A 15,771-nucleotide genomic window follows, 5' to 3' on the forward strand; every position below is an offset into this window, starting at 1 on the left:
TTCGTGGAGGAGGCGATCCTCCCGGAGCCGGCTGGTGGGCATGCCGAGCACGTCGTTGATCCAGACGTAGCTGACAGGTCCACGCCGCAGCCCGTGGTCTGGGAGACGAGGTGCAGGTTGGTGGTGCGGGGCCAGCAGCGGTTTCGGTAGTCAAGGTAGGCCCGCCAACCGGATACGCACGGGGTCGGCAAGAAGGACGGTCCGGTTGGGCAGGAACAGGCGCCCGTCGCGCAGGTCGGTGGTCTTCAGGCTGCGCAGTTGCCCGGAGGCGAGCGCGTGGAAGACAGCTAGTGCCGTGACCGGAGAGGTTCACCGGCTCGCGGCGTTCGGCACGGCACCTCGCCGCGTTGTCGCATCACCCGAGTACATCCAGTACGCAGGCGATGCTCCGCCTTGCGATGCTCCCTCACTGCCCGAAAGGCGTGGGATGTGCCCGCGGCACCGGACGCCGCGAGCTTTCCGGCAAACCTTTCCGGTCACGGCAATAGACGTGCGTCAGTGAGGGCCAGGCGAACCGTGGCTCGGCCGCCGGGCCGCCCGAGAACAGGCATGTCTTTAACCCAGAGCGAGGCGATGCTAACCGCGCGTCCACCGGTGGGCGAGAGGTGTCCGACGCCCAGTGCCCAGGATCACCTCAAGGACGTCGGCAAGCTCCTCCGGAGCTGTCCCTGGGATAGCGCCCAAAAACTCGGCGGTTTCCTCCCGCAACTTAAGTCGCAATTACTGACGGTAATCTCTAGTGGTCGCAGTACGTGTCACGGGTTCTGCGCCGCTGTCTCTGAAGATGTCTGGGATTCGATCCTGCATGAGTTTGCCACGTGCTGGCACCAACGGCCTGTCTTCTTCGGCAGAGCATTCCCATGGATTCACGGGCTGTCTTCAACTTGAAGAAAGTGTGCTCAGGTCGAGGCGATTAAGGACCGACAATGTGGGCTCCGTCTTGAGTAGGCACTCACTTACCAGCCACTCAAGCCCGAAGTTTGCATACTCCATGGCTAGCCCAACGACCCGTCGTGGCTCCGTCAAGGAATCGTCACCCTCTTTCGAAAGGGCAAGCAATTCCAGGTGAGTCACCCTCCACGGGTCACTGTTGAAGATGGAGCCGTCCATGAATTTAACGCGCTGAGCGTCTGACTGAAACGGCAGACGCTCACCCTTTCTGACGCCGATGCACAGCCCAAGCCACCATCCGTCAATCTGGCGACTAAATATCTTCCCTTGGCCGGTGCAGTTTCGAATGACTCGATGTGTGTCTTCCGGCATGTAGAGATCAATGCTGGCGTACGGTGCTACTGCCACTGTGGAACCCCCTGTTCGCGGTACCGAAGATGCTCGACGTCACCGTGCCGGGCGCACACCTCACACATCTCTCGATGTGTGCATGCACAGGTTCGTGATACCGGAGCGTCAACAAGCCAGTTGTTCGACAGGTCCCGCGGGTAGTGATGGCTGCATGAGAGTGTTGTGAATGAGCCGGCGCGATCATCCAGGATGTCTTCGATGCCGGCAATCTCCGATCTCGTAAGCAAGAGGACGACCTGGAAAGGCGTCTCTGAAGGACTTGCGGGGCGGGTTATAGCCTGGACCATGCGGCGTTTCGTATCGCCGGAAACCATTCCAAGGGGCGTGTCAATAAAACGTGGAGCGACGACGCCCGCGACCTCCATGAGCGACCATACGAATGAGAGGGTCAAAGCTCGCTGTGAGGCCCCGTTGACTTCGAAGTCGGGATCGAAACTAGTGTCCCTCTGGCTCATTACTTTAATGTCGAATGAATCTGTGATCGTTACGCCCCTATAGACTCCTTGTGTAGCAGAGCTATCGGTGCCAATGATCTCTTGAAACATTGCTTGCAGTCTGTCCGAGACGCGATCGACGTATTCGCCCTCCAAGCGACGACGCACGGCAGAAACAAGAGTCTTCAGGTCGTGGGCAACATCCCGCTTCGTGGCAATATCGGCGCTGATCTGAGCGTCGCGTTGGGCCTTCTCTAGAGCCTTTTGCTTGACGGCGAGGTCCTGCTGTGCGGCCTCGACCTGGTTGCTTAGATTGCCATGCTCATAGACGGTGTCTTTAATCTTCTGGTCCAGATCGTTCAGGTCACCCTGAAGCCAGCGGACCCTTTCGTCATCAATCCGGCCCCGTCGCTCCTTTGCGGAATTGAGCAAAGCGCCTTTACGTTCAATCTCTTGTGTGATTGTCGCATATTCCGCGAGGAGTCCAGTCCTTCGTTCGGGAAATCTTTCTGACCGGTCCCCAATATCGCGAAGGGCGCGTGCGCGATACCTCGTATCGGAGAGGTATTCGCTTACTGCACTCCTTTTCTGTTGCTCGGCGAGTAGGTCCTGCACGTGGTTTCGGTGCGAGGTACCAGGGTCTAGCGACTCTCCGCAGATGCACCGGTAGTCGTCGAGACAATCATGAAGGACCTGGATTGAGTGGCTGGGGATAATTCTCTTGTCTGCGAGTTCATCGAGACGCTCGAGCCCAGCAGTGAGGGACTCGCTCATCAGAGACCAGGAGGTGACCTCGCTGCGCAACAAGAGGGACATCTCGCGTAGACATTCATTCCTGCGGGAGTCCAGCGCTACGCAATCGCGCTCGAGGTCGGAAATCTGGGCATTGAGGACTTCAAGGTCCCCGACATCCTTGATCGCCTCCAGTTCACGCCGCTTTTGAGCCTGGGTGCCTTCCATGTTCTTCTGGCGTGCCGAAAGTACGTCTACCCTGGCGACGAGTTCATCGTATTTCTTCTTTCGCGCATCTCTCTGATCTGCTAGCGCTTCAACCTTGGAGCCTGCGTCTTTCGCGGCGCGCTTCTCGTAGACTTCGTATACGGCGGCGGCATCTTCGGCGGCTTTCCGTAGCATGCCGATTCCTAGAAGGCTTTCGATAGCCAGGTGCACCTTCTCCTGGCGCTCGTGGGCGTGTTGTCGGCCGCTAATGAACCTCTGAACGTCGTCACCATTCGTGAAGAAGACATCGGCGAGGCGTTCGGGGAGCCGCTGCGCTATCCATCGCTCGGGCAACGCCATCGGCTCACCTCCGGCCTCAGTTAGTTGGGTGAGGCGAATGATTTCATTTCCTCGCTCGACTTCATCGCCCTCCGCAGGAGTCTCGTTCACCGTCCGCTGAATTCGATAGCGGGCTAGTACACCATCGTCCTCGACTTCGAAGTCAAGGCTGACCTCGACCATGACGGGGATTCCTGTCGGGCTGGCCGTAGAGGTTAGGCGGATCTTCTCTGCGCCTGTCACTGCCCTAAGGCCGCTTACGCCATAGAGCCCCCACAGGATTGCGTAAAGTAGAGATGTCTTGCCTGAGCCGTTCTCGGCTCGGATGGCAGTCAGTGGGCGTTCGGGGTCCACTGAGAAATCAACTCGGACATCTTGCAACAACTTAAAGTTGTGCACTTGGATGCGATGCAGCCTCATCAGGCTTCGTTCCTTCCGAGGTTGATCGCTTGCGCCCCGAGTTTCTCAATGACTTTCTGGAGATTGTCCTGGCGTTGTCTTGGGCTCGTGTGGTCCTGTTGCCGCACTAGGACATTGAGAGCTGAAACGAGGTCATCGTGATATCCGGTATATCGTTCGCTACACGCAGCTACTTCCTCGTGTGCAACTTGGCTTATTCGCGGTGATGTAGTCATCGATCCCTCCCCGTTAGAGCGTTCGCTCATGCCTGTCGATGACGGCCCGGGGCCCATCCGAGTCGTATTCATTATCGGCCGCACTCGCGAACTCGCGCGCCCTCTTCAGCTCGCCGATCAAGAGTGCACGCCCTTCTCTTGTCCCCAGCGTTGGCGGAAGCACTAGGAAATCATGGAGATTGGCAATCTCCTTGCCTTCCGCACGTCTGAGAATCCTGCCGCGCCTCTGAACCCATTCCCGGCGCACGGTACTCGAAGACAGCAGATAGGCGGTGTCCGTTTGTGGAATATCAATTCCTTCATCCAGGACCTCCATGGCTGTGAGGACCTGATAATCCCCTCGCCCAAAGGCTTCCAGATATTTCCCCGATCCACGCTTCGCAGTCTCTGCATAAGTGAACTGGTGAAAACTAATGCGCAACTCGTCGAGCATCCGATTAGTGGCATCAATCTGACGTTCATGGGTGAGCACAGGGGGTTTCGCTGATGTATAGATGAGCGTCTTACTCACATCGCGCGATCCGTGCAGAACGAGGAGCTGACGGAGGGCCGGGATCTTTGCTTCGGCATGCTCAAGAAGAGCGCGCCGGCGGCGGAGTAGATGCTCGATCTGTGCCTGCAGATCAGCATCTTTACCATCGTCCGCTTGCTGGAAACCCTTCCGCTGCAGCTGTCGAGTCAAGTTCTCATACTCTGCCATCTCGTCCTCGGAGAGGGAGACTTCATGGAGATGATAGTTGTATGGACTCAGGCAACCGGAACGGATGGCATCTTTGAGCGTAAATTCGAATAGCTCTGGACCAAAGTAGCCGAGCAGGTCTGCGGTACCTTCAGGGTCGTACTGTCGACTCGGAGTTGCTGAGAGACCCAGGCGGACGTCGAAGCGTTCAGGCTTCTGTGACAGGAAGCTCTTTGAGCCTAGGTTGTGGACTTCGTCCCCGATGACCATCGCGAGAACTGATGGAGGGAGGGTGTCGATGAATTCCCGGAAAGCAGCGTCCGTAGTGAAGAGCTTCTGGGTGCACACGATCACCGATGTGTACGATCCTTGTGTAGCAAGTCCAGCCTTAATTTCCTCGAGACGGGCTTCTCGCTTAGGTCCGGAGCTGCCGCTTGGTAGAAATGGTTCGATCCCGAAGCGCCGAACAGTATCGGACCATTGCTGTACCAATGGCGCACTCGGGACGATCACGATGACAACCATTGGCCCTTTATGGCTATCTTGCTCTTGGACTGCAGCAATCAAGGACGTCTGAGTCTTGCCTCCCCCCGTGGCGATAGCCAGAATCCCCCGAGATCCGTTGGCCGAGAAGGCTTCGACTGCTGCTGCTTGGTGTCCGTAGCGACCGTTGCGCCACTCGACATCGGGTGGGACCGAAAGAAGCCGTGGCTGAGCGAGACTCACACCGGAAGGCAGTGGGGGTTCCAAGCCTCGCGCATGATCGGCATGCCATGCCCGCCAGAAGTCATCAATGGTCGGCGCCTGCGCCGTACCACGTTGACGTCCTGCCAGTCGAAGGCCATCGTTGAGATCCACAGCTAGCACGTGCGGACTCTCGTTGTGCCATTGCCTTTCCCAGCCTGTCAGGAGCTTGGACACGCGCTCCGAGGCGATGTGTCCGTCACGCCAGGGTTGGTCAACCGTCATCTGCTCGCCGTTTACGAGCAGTCCTCGTGCGGTCGCATTGCCCGAGCCATGCACCGCGGCCCACTCCGAGTCCGACCTTATGAGCCACTGCTTCTTGTGGTACATACCGGACTTCATGAGAGCGAAGCGGATCTTTAGGCGTCCGGTCGCGACAAGGTAGGAGAGACAGTCGAGGGTGTGATGCACAAGAGCGTGTTCGGAGAGGGCTGCTTCATCAAGCAGCCGATCGAGGGCAGCTTCAATGACCTGCTCAGGGCTCCGGACCCCTCGCTCCATCGCTGCTAGGTCGGTTGCGTCGACCGCCGGACTGATCAGGAGCTGAAGTGTGCCGGTGTCTCGGCGCAAAAAATCTGCTAGGCCCGGAGCGATCTGCGCGAGGCACTGAGAGCTGAAGAAGCCGGCAGCGATCCGAACCTCTTCCGACACCTTGATCGCTGGAATGAGAACTTCCCCAACGAGGTCGTCCTCTGGGATCTCGTAGATCGGATGAGCTCGACGAAGGGCTGCGATCAGTTGCTCGTTCATCGTGCCTCGCCCCCGTTCGCGGCCACGCTGCCTGCTGTGTTCGACCGCTACTGAAGACGGTTGCCGACGGTCAGGGTCGGCGGACGTGCCTGTTCGCGACACCGGAAGAAGCTTAGCCCTGACGGCTAAGGGGCGGGGGCTGCTCCGGCAGATCTGCGGCCCGGAGCGGCTGGAACTCACGGTTCTGGCGAGCCCGCCTCAAGGGGTGGATGTGTCCGTTAGGATCTCAGGGCACTCCTGGTGGATGATGAGCTAGTTGCGAGAGCAGTCACCAGGAGCGACATAAGGAGCAAATCTCGGCAGGCGGGGCACTCCATGAACACAGGCTCATACGCCGCGCAGGCGGTGTACCTCGACTACAACGCGACCGCACCCATGCGCCCGGAAGCACTGAGGGCCACGTACGAGGCGCTTCAGACGGTAGGCAATGCCTCAAGTATTCACGATCAGGGTCGCGATGCCGCAGGCAGGGTGGAACGGGCGCGTCAGCAAGTCGCAGATTTGCTGAACTGCTCGCGCGGCGAACTCATCTTCACGTCGGGTGCCACAGAAGCTAACAACCTTGCGCTGCATGCTAGTTACGCAAGCCAAGGGGCCATCATCACTTCTGCAGTCGAGCACCCGGCAGTTCTAGAGGCCGCTCGGGCCCTGACTGCTGAGGCCCCGAGCTCTCTAGCGATCTTGCCTGTCGACAGTGAGGGAAAGATCGACTATTGCGCATTTAGGGCTGAGGTCGAGCAGCGTGGGGTGGCCCTCGTCTCAATCATGCTGGCGAACAACGAGACGGGCGTCGTCACCGATCTCGCCCCCATTGCAGAGGTAGCGCACTCGGTCGGCGCCCTGGTTCACACAGATGCGACACAGTATGTCGGCCGGCTCCCCCTCGACCTGAGCGACCTCGACGTGGACCTGCTCTCTCTGTCTGCCCACAAGTTCGGCGGCCCGCAGGGAGTCGGTGCGCTCTACATCAGACGTGGTACCCCGCTACCGCAGCGTCCGCTGGTGTTCGGAGGGGGGCACGAGCGAGGTTGGCGTGCCGGCACGCTCAACGTTCCTGGGATCGTCGGCCTGGGCGCTGCTGCCGAGGCTGTCCACCGTGAACTCGATGCCGAGGCATCCCGCATCAGCAAGCTGCGTGATCTTCTGGAGGGTGCGGTCCTCGCGCAACTCCCTGGGAGCTACATCAATGGTGTCGGCTCCACACGTCTGCCCGGTGTCTCCAGTGTCACCTTCCCTGGCTGCCCTGCCGACGCGCTCCTTGCGTCGATGCCCGACATCGCTGTGTCCGACGGAAGTGCCTGCTCCGCTGGCGCGCCCACCCCGAGCCACGTCCTGTTGGCCATGGGACTAGGCCGGGAAGCAGCCGACTCCACCCTCCGTTTTTCGCTGGGCTACGCCACCACAGAGCTGGAGATTCGTAAAGCCATCGACGCCACCATACGAGCTGTGACCCACGTACAGGCCGTCATGGACTCGCCTGGCCATCCTTGATCTCGACTTAAGACTTCGCACTCAAACCTTGAACTGAAGGGTTCGACCGTAATGCCAGAAGGCCGCCTCTCCTCCGATGTCGTCGGATTGAAATTCAACAGGCACGAGAGCTTTCCTCCGCGCTTCGGTTGGCTGCACAAGGCATACATGCAGGTGAAAAAGGACGAGATGCTCTTCCACGCCCCTGATGCGCTTGTGCGTCTGAGCGTGGGTAAGAACATGGTTGATTCCATGAGGTATTGGGCACAGGCGTTCAAACTCACCCACGAATACCGCAGTGCCGATGTCCAGGCGCGGGCGCTCGCGGCCGCTCCAACTTGGCGTGCGCGGTGGCTCCTTGACGAGGATGGCGCTGACCCCTACCTCGAGGACACTGGAAGCCTCTGGCTATTGCACTGGTGGCTCGTCTCCGGCGAGAGGGAGGCCAAGTGCCTCGTGCCGAGCTGGTATGTGATGTTCCACCTCGCGCCGCTTGCTCGCGTCACTGTGGACGAGATGGCTACCCTCATTACACGAGAGGTGCACAGCAGCTTCGAGCGTGACAAGTGGCCGGCGCCCGACTCGATCAGCCGAGACGTCCAGTGCTTCGTCAAGATGTACGCCCCGGACATGGATCCGAATCCGCTCTCCCCGGGCAGCTTTGAGGACTCGTTGCTCTGCCCCTTCAAGGAGCTCGGCCTGCTCGAGTATCAGGGAGGCCGCGGCAAGGAGCGTACTTATCGCTTCACCAGCGGCATCCGTCCGAGCTTGCCGCCGAGCGTGCTCGTGCACACCTGCCTCGACTACGCTGCTCGATTTTCTCGTAAGCCGGACTCAATTTCGTTGGCCCGCCTTGCCAGTGAGCCCGGCGCTCCTGGCCGTGCCTTCCACATGCGTGAGCCCGAACTCGCTAGGTCGATCGAAGCCTTCGTCGAGAACCACCCCCAGTTGGAGATCGTGGAGTCGCTCGGGCAGCGGAGCCTCCGTTTCGCGGACAACCCGGAGACCTTGGCTTGGGACATCCTCGACGAGCAATACGGCCGCGTGCGTGACCGTGACGGGTTCCCGACCCCCGAAGAGTGGGCGCGGCAGAACCCCGGCCTTAAGAAGAGTGCGGACGATGCTGAGGCCACGCAGGGGCAGATCCCCCAGCAGCCCGCCATGATCGAGGAGCTCGCGTGACCACAGCGACCAAGACATCTCCCAGCGCCAAGTTGAAGGGCGCGGATCTCCAGATCCCTGCTGGGATCAGCTTCGTTGGTACGGAATTCCGTTCCACCAATCTGGAGCGCGACGTCCGCGCGCAGGACCTGCACTCTCCATACGTGGGCGTGCGCGCCCTCGACGTCCTGGACCGGGTGGGTAACGCGCTTGGAGACCTCAAGCGCACCCGTGCCTGGTCGTTTACCGGCCCGTACGGCTCGGGAAAGTCGACGCTCTCCAACCTGATTGACGCCCTTCTCGGCCACGACTCCGAACGTCGAGCCAATGCCTACGAGGCGGTCGCAGCCACCAACCCTGCACTGGCGCAGGAGATTGCTGAAAATCGCGAGGCGCTTGCGGCTGACGGCTTCTTGGGCGCTGTCACAACGGCACGCAGAGAGCCGCTGGCGGCAACCGTCCATCGGGCACTGCAGACTGCCGTGGAGCGGAAGTGGAAGAAGCGTGTCCCGAAGGACGTCTCCACTGTCATGGCGGCTTGTGCCGAGACGGACGTTCCGACTACCGACAGCCTGCTCAACGCGGTTACGACGCTGTGCGACAAGGCGCCGCTCCTCCTCATCATTGATGAGTTCGGCAAGACGCTGGAGTATCTGGTCTCCGTCAGCGAGAGCAATAGCTCCGAGAGTGACGTATTCCTCCTGCAGCTCCTCGCAGAGAAGGGCGCTGGCGCCAAGGGGCTGCCGCTCTTCATGTTCACCCTGCAGCACCTGGCCTTCTCCGACTACGCTTCGCGGTCCAGTTCCGTGCAGACCCAGGAGTGGGCCAAGATCCAGGGCCGATTCGAGGACGTCACCTTCGCTCCCAATCTGGGTGACGCGGTCTACCTTCTCCAGCGGAAGCTGGCTCATTCCGAGGTGCCGGAACAGGGCCGCAAGCTGGTTAAGTCTCAGGCACAGGCGGCGTATGGCATCTGGCGCCAGCAGTCGCTGCACTCGGTAGTAGACATCTCGGCAGAGTCATTCGCTCAGCTGTACCCGCTACACCCCCTTACCGCGGTGGCCGCTCCGCTCATGGCGGCACAGATCGGCCAGAACGATCGAAGCCTCAGCGGCTTCCTGGTGAACGATGAGCCGTTCACGGTACGGCGCAGCCTCGACACCTGCGCGCTCGAAGCCGCGGAGCTCGCCTCGACGATCCGTATCCCGCAGCTGTATGACTTCTTCTTCTCTGCAGGGCGCACCACGATCCTCGCGTCTGCGAAAGCAAGCCGGTGGTTGGAGATCAACGCTCGCCTTGAGGAGGCCAACGGGCTCCCCAAAGCAGACCAGGAACTACTCAAGGCGATCGGCGTCCTCAATCTCATTGACGCTGATGGGCTATTGCGCGCTACGCCGGCAATGATCCAGTTCGCGCTGAACGACCCGACCGACGCCACCGACGCCAAGCGGTTCGACCAGTTGCGGGAGCGGCTGGACAAGTTGGTGGAAGACGGATTGGTCGTCCACCGTTCATACAGCGACGAGTATCGGATCTGGCAGGGCACCGATGTCGACATCGACGCTCGGGTTCGAGAGATCGCTACCCAGCTGCAGCCTGATGACGTGGTGCGCTACTTCAACAAGCACCTCGGGACGAATGTCCTCCCGAACGCGGTGGCCGCGGGGGCGCACAGCCAGCTCACCGGTATGCAGCGGCACTTCGTCACCGCGGTCAGCCATCGAACGGAGAAGCTGCGCGGCCCGAAAGTCGTTCAGGACGCGGCAGACGGGATGCTCGTCTTCCACTTCGGTGACCTGAACAGCAGCCCTCGTGTGGACTCTCCACTCCCAGTCGTCGTTGGCGTCACCAAGAACCCCCAGGCGGTGCTGGACGTCGGCAACACCCTGGTGGCGCTCCATGACCTCATCAGCGATGAGGACCTAGACCATGTCGCTCGGCGGGAGATCAACGAGCGAGCTGGTGAGTTCTCCCAGCGCATCACCGCCATGCTCGCCGAGGCGTTCCGCCCGGGAAGCGACGAGTCGAGCTGGTTCCTGTGGAAGAGCGGTGAGGACACCGACGGTGAGCCCGCCCGGCAACTCAAGGCCCGCAGCTACGCAGGGCTCGTATCCGAAGCATGCAACGTGGTCTACGACCAGACTCCGCACGTACGGAACGAGATGGTGGGACGTCACCAGCTCACCAGTAACGCCGCTCGTACACGCCGTGAAGTCCTCACGTCGATGATCGAGAAGACCGGGTTGCCTCTGCTCGGCTGGCCCCAGGACAAGTTCCCGGCAGAGCGTGCCCTATACGACGGCGTCGTTGAGCACCTCGGACTGCACCGTGCCGCTGGTGAGATCACTGGCGGGCAGAGCTCTGAAGGCAGCATTCATACCCACGGAATGTCTCGCCCGACAGCTGCCACGAACGCGAGCGTTATGCCTGTTTGGGAGGCGCTTGAGGAGGCATTGAGCGATGCGAAAGAGCCGACCAACCTCGTAGAGATCTACGAGCGGCTCATGGCTCCTCCGTACGGCGTCAAGGCCGGCGTCGTCCCGATCCTGGTAGTTGCCGGGCTCGTCATCCGGGGTAACGATGTAGCCCTCTTTGAGGAAGGCAACTACTGCCCGCGCCTCACCGCTCCGATCATGGAGCGCCTGAACGTCAACCCTGAGCGGTTCACGCTCAAATCGACCCCGGTTGATCGCGGCCAGCGCCGACTCGTGCTCGACGGTCTCGTGAAGTCGCTCGGCGTTGACATCCCCCGTAGCCGCGCCAATCGGAACCCAGCGTTGCTTGCAGTAACCCGCGGAATGCTGGAACGGGTCATGGTCCTCGATCAGTACTCGCGGAAGACGAAGCGTCTTAGCGACGACACCCTCGTGGTTCGCCGAGTACTGACCGAAGCTACCGACCCCGATCAGCTGGTCTTTGGGGAGCTCCCGGAAGCCCTGGGCTTCGAGAAGATTACTCCGGGCACGCAGAAGGATCCCGAGGCCGCAGAGGCATACGTCGCGCGCCTCACCGCCGCGCTCAACGAACTTACGGATGCCAGTGCGAACCTGTGCCGGTATGTAGTCGAGACACTTGCGCAGGAATTCAGGCTTCCTGCGTCGAGTACCCGCGAACTGCGGACAGGTCTGGCCGAGCGTATGCGTGGCTTCGCTGATGCCTCACTCGAAGTCAGTCTCCATGGCTTTGTGACCCGGGTGCTAAACGAGATGCTGCCCGACGACGACTGGCTCGGCACAGTCGTGGTCCAGCTCGTCAATCAGGCGCTCGGTGACTGGACTGACCGGAACGTGGAGGCCTTCCCCCGTGTCGTACGGGACAGGGCACGTGCACTTGACCGCGTGAGCCATCTGTACGACGCCGCGGAGAAGGAGGTAGTCGACGAGCCCGCCGCGGCGTCCGTCAAGCGCACGAAGCCGAAGCAGCGCCAGATCGACACCCACCTGCTGACGCTCACCACTCCCCAAGGGACGGAGGAGCGCACGCTCATCCACGTCCCGAAGAAGTCGCGGAATGCAGCGGACAAGCTCGTTGTCAGTGTCATCAGGCAAGCTGAGGAAGCACTAGGCCCCGACGGCGCACGCATCCTGCTCGCCGCCCTGGCCGAGCACCTGTCCGGCCAGGACAACGCCGCATCTGAGAAGAAGGAGCAGCTGTGACAGACACCGACGGCTCCCAGAGTAAGAAGCGCCACGTACTCGGGATCTCCGGGGGCAAGGACTCCTCATCTCTCGCGATCTACATGCGCGATCGCGTGCCGGAGATGGAGTACTTCTTCTGCGACACCGGGGCCGAGCTGCCGGAGACGTACGAGTACCTCAACCGTCTTGAGGGTGCCCTGGGTAAGCCAATCGAGCGACTGAACTCCTCCCGAGACTTCGATCACTGGCTCGAGGTCTACCAGGGCACGCTGCCGAGCCCTCAAATGCGCTGGTGCACCAAGAACCTGAAGATCAGGCCGCTTGAAGAATGGATCGGCGACGACGAGGCCATCTCGTACGTGGCCATCCGCGCAGACGAGAACCGGCTTGGCTACGTCAGCACCAAGCCGAACATCACTGCGGTCTTCCCCTTTCGCGAGGATGGGATTGACCGCGCGGGCGTGGACCGAATCCTCGACGAAGCCGGCATCGGCCTCCCCGGCTATTACGAGTGGCGCACGCGCTCCGGCTGCTACTTCTGCTTCTTCCAGCGCAAGCACGAGTGGGTCGGCCTCAAGGATCGACACCCGGATCTCTACGAAAAGGCTGTTGAGTACGAGGACAAGGTCAGGCACCAGGACACGGCCATGCAAGGCCGAAAGTACACATGGTCGCAGGGCGAGTCGCTGGGAGAGCTGATAGGACGTCGCGACGAGATCGAGGCGAAGCATCAGGCAGCGCTCGATCGGGCAGCCAAGAAGGTGAAGCCGAACAGGCCGCTGCTTGAGATCCTGTCCGACGCACTCGACGATGACAGCGATGAGGTCGGCTGCGCGGTTTGCCACCTCTGATCCACATTTAGTGAGAGGCCCAGTTGGCGGAACGTTCCGCGAACTGGGCCTCTCGCGTGGTCCGCTGGTTGATTGTCAGGCCTCCCAGTCGCTGATCTCCATCAAGGTTAGTCAGCGGGGGAGGGCTCCTGAAATATGGCTGGCTCGGACTCGGCGAACTCGAACGCGCTCAGCCGAATAGTCCAGAGGTACCGGCGGGAGGACAGTCCCGCCCTCTAGGTGGAACTGGGCTTGCTCCGCATACTCGACGTCGAGAACTGTGAGCAACTCACCCAAGACCTGGTGGAGTTCGCTAGCCCATGAGAAATCCATCGTGCCACGGAGGACCTGGCTCCGGCGCTCCCGGCCGATCCCGGCCTGTACATGTTCGTCTGGCGGCCGTCGTTCCAGTTTCAGGTCGGCGACGTGCCGACTCACGGCTCGTTCCCTCAACTCCTGTACTCGGCAGCAACCGCCGGCCCTCATCGTACCGATCTCACGCACCTGCATCCGCTCAGCCACGGCCTGGAGGGTGTCGAGTCCGGAGCCCTACCTGCGAACGGTGGCCTATGGCATCACCTTCGCCCGCTGCCACCCAGGCTGCCCTTCTGGAGACGTTGGAAGATCGCGCCGCTGAGTACGACCCGGACGCCGAACCGGAGCCAGTGCGCCTGACCACGGCCCAGCGAGCTGCGTAGGGGCGAATCCTGCAGCGGGTCACTGCGGAGATCGGGCCCGTTTTGTCGCAGGAGTACCTCTACAGCCTCACCATGTGGCGCAACGGCCCTGCCGGCTACCTCCAGCTGGACTACGCCGGGGAATCGGCCAACATCGAGATCCCATACCGCTACCTCGGAAAGCCGGCTTTGCCGATCGCCGCGGAGGCGTACCGCGTCGCACGCATAGTCGAGGAAGCGACCGGACTCGAAGGCTTTGACGGCCAGATCGAACAGCCCATTGCCATCGGCGACATCGCATCGGCCGCTGTCAAGCTCGGCGGCATCGCCCGTTGGGCCCAGGACAACTTAACCTGACACCACCCTCGTGCTACGGCCACCGAGATAATGCCATCGTCCGTACAGGGGCGAACGTTGCCTGATGCGGCACTAGCACTTGGGCGCGGCCTTGGATGCTTTCGCCATCCAAGGCCGCTGCGTGTCCGTTCCTCAGAACCGGGTCAGTACGCCGTCCACGTACCCGAGGGGGTACGACATCGGTGTGCGGGTCCAGGACATCAGGGTCGTCGTAGTGACCGTGGTCGATCCCGCTCGTCCATGAACAGGCCCAAGGGCTCGGCTCCGCACTGACGGCACTTCCAGAACTGGAACTCAGCCATCTCAGCCGAGGGGTTTATGTCACTCGGACGTATGACCTGCCTTGTCGCAGAATTCCTCCCACCTCTGCGGTGCTGCGATCCTGTCACTTGCAGGACCAGCACGGAGAGAGGCGGGCCAGACTCTTCCGCTGACCTCACTCGTACTCGCGAAGCAGATCCTCGATACGCCGGTTGGCGACGTCCTGCCGTCCGTCGAGGCACTTGGCGTAGCGGGTCAGCAGGATCTCGACACTGTTGCCGGCGCGCTCGGCTACCTCGGTGGGGTCGACACCCGCGTTGAGCCATGTCGACAGCGCCGAGTGCCGGAGGTCGTACGGCCGACTCGCGAGCGGCGAGGCCGCGACGGTCGGCGGGAGCGCGAGGAGGCGGGCCTCCTGCCAGACGCGGTAGTAGGTCGAGGACGGGACGACCGAGCCCTTCTCGCTGAAGAAGAGCCGTCCGTCGTCTGCCGTACCGAAGGTGGCCAGGTGCTCGCGGAGCGCGGAGACAAGGTGAGGCGGGATCGGCACCCGTCTGACGTCCTTAACGGGCCGGTTCTTTAGGCCGCGGTCGTCGTGGGTCTCCCCCGAGTCGGTCCACTGCTTGCCGACCGACGGACGAGTTCGGTGAAGCAGCGCCGATCCCCAGCCCTGTTCGGGGAGCTTCAGGTCTGTCTCGACGAGGCCGATCGCTTCAGCCGGCCGGAGCCCACCGAAGTACATCGCCGCGAAGAGACCCACCAGGCGCCGACCACGGGCCCGCCGGTAGCCACCCACGTAGGAGACGGCTGCCAGGAGATTCCAAGCCTGCTCGGGGTTCGCGACAACGCGAGGATCGACCTGGTTGGAGACCTTCGGTTTCTGCCAGCGGACGGCCGTGATCGGGTTCTCGCGCAGTTCCCCCAGGTCGACCGCATAGTTGGCAGCATTGACGAGGGTCCGCCGCTTCCGCCGCACGGTTTCGGCTGCCGCGGCCGTGCCGTCGAGCTTCAGTTTCAGTGAGTCCAGCACGGCCCGAGCCGTAACCGGCTCAGCAAGATCGGCGAGCGGTCGCGAGGCCTTCGACACCCAGTGAAGGACGTTCCGCACGTCGTCCGGGATGTCTCGGTCGTTGGGCCCCGGCAGGACGAAGGCCCAGTTGCGCAGCGCCGTACGGATGGCCTGGTCGGATGGCCGTCCCGCCCGCTCGTCGAGAAGCACCACGGTCACGCTGGTGAGCGATTCGTTGATGCCGTCGCGCGTATTGGGGGCGACATGTGGCCACTTCATAGCGAGGTACCTGAGGGCGAGGTCGTACCAGGACACAGCCGACTTCTTCGGTTTCATCGAGTCCGGAAGCCCGGACGCCTGGTCGAACTCCTCGCCGTCGCGCATCGCCCACATGAGCTTCGCGCGGTAGTGATCGGCGAGTGCCTTCGTGCGGAAGGAATCGGAGAAGACGTTGCCCGCCACGGACCACCGAACGCCGTACGAGGGCCTTTTCGTATGGCGCTTTCGTACAGCCCAGACCTTCACGTCGAGAGACTTCACGCGGCG

At 61.7% G+C, this 15,771-nt stretch carries 8 protein-coding genes; 5 read left to right on the top strand and 3 right to left on the bottom strand.

Annotation, left to right across the window (positions count from 1 at the left end):
• Positions 1-1,289: 1,289 nt before the first annotated feature.
• Positions 1,290-3,434 carry an AAA family ATPase gene (locus ACFVWD_RS11470; RefSeq protein WP_389595301.1) on the bottom strand — a complete coding sequence of 715 codons (2,145 nt, stop codon included), beginning with the start codon at positions 3,432-3,434 and terminating at the stop codon, positions 1,290-1,292.
• 228 nt (positions 3,435-3,662) lie between these two features.
• A complete protein-coding gene (locus tag ACFVWD_RS11475; protein ID WP_389595303.1) occupies positions 3,663-5,822 on the bottom strand; it encodes a DEAD/DEAH box helicase family protein in 2,160 nt (719 codons plus the stop codon).
• A 315-nt stretch (positions 5,823-6,137) separates the two neighbouring features.
• Between ACFVWD_RS11475 and ACFVWD_RS11480 the strand changes: the two genes are divergently transcribed.
• The 5 genes from ACFVWD_RS11480 (at position 6,138) to ACFVWD_RS11500 (ending at position 13,955) form a co-directional block, all read left to right on the top strand.
• A complete protein-coding gene (locus ACFVWD_RS11480) occupies positions 6,138-7,313 on the top strand; it encodes a cysteine desulfurase family protein (RefSeq protein WP_389595304.1) in 1,176 nt (391 codons plus the stop codon).
• 51 nt (positions 7,314-7,364) lie between these two features.
• Positions 7,365-8,474, top strand: a complete 1,110-nt coding sequence (locus ACFVWD_RS11485) for a DUF4007 family protein (RefSeq protein WP_389595306.1) — start codon at positions 7,365-7,367, stop codon at positions 8,472-8,474.
• Positions 8,471-12,109 (top strand): ATP-binding protein, encoded by a 3,639-nt coding sequence (locus ACFVWD_RS11490; protein WP_389595308.1) that lies wholly within the window; start codon positions 8,471-8,473, stop codon positions 12,107-12,109. Before ACFVWD_RS11485 ends, ACFVWD_RS11490 begins: the two co-directional genes overlap by 4 nt.
• A complete protein-coding gene (locus ACFVWD_RS11495) occupies positions 12,106-12,942 on the top strand; it encodes a phosphoadenosine phosphosulfate reductase family protein (protein ID WP_389595310.1) in 837 nt (278 codons plus the stop codon). Before ACFVWD_RS11490 ends, ACFVWD_RS11495 begins: the two co-directional genes overlap by 4 nt.
• Positions 12,943-13,661: 719 nt before the next feature.
• Positions 13,662-13,955, top strand: coding sequence for a hypothetical protein (locus ACFVWD_RS11500; RefSeq protein WP_389595312.1), 294 nt, complete (start codon positions 13,662-13,664; stop codon positions 13,953-13,955).
• Between the two features lie 436 nt (positions 13,956-14,391).
• On the opposite strand, the gene ACFVWD_RS11505 is transcribed toward ACFVWD_RS11500, so the two are convergent.
• On the bottom strand, positions 14,392-15,765 hold the full coding sequence (locus ACFVWD_RS11505) for a tyrosine-type recombinase/integrase (RefSeq protein WP_389595314.1): 1,374 nt from the start codon (positions 15,763-15,765) through the stop codon (positions 14,392-14,394).
• Positions 15,766-15,771 lie beyond the last annotated feature (6 nt).

This window comes from Streptomyces sp. NPDC058086 (genome assembly GCF_042885015.1).
Taxonomy (GTDB): Bacteria; Actinomycetota; Actinomycetes; order Streptomycetales; family Streptomycetaceae; genus Streptomyces.

Excerpts from the sequence above, each read along its gene's own strand:
- ACFVWD_RS11470 (WP_389595301.1), bottom strand. The coding sequence starts at position 3,434 with ATGAGGCTGCATCGCATCCAAGTGCACAACTTTAAGTTGTTGCAAGAT.
- ACFVWD_RS11475 (WP_389595303.1), bottom strand. The coding sequence starts at position 5,822 with ATGAACGAGCAACTGATCGCAGCCCTTCGTCGAGCTCATCCGATCTAC.
- ACFVWD_RS11480 (WP_389595304.1), top strand. The coding sequence starts at position 6,138 with ATGAACACAGGCTCATACGCCGCGCAGGCGGTGTACCTCGACTACAAC.
- ACFVWD_RS11485 (WP_389595306.1), top strand. The coding sequence starts at position 7,365 with ATGCCAGAAGGCCGCCTCTCCTCCGATGTCGTCGGATTGAAATTCAAC.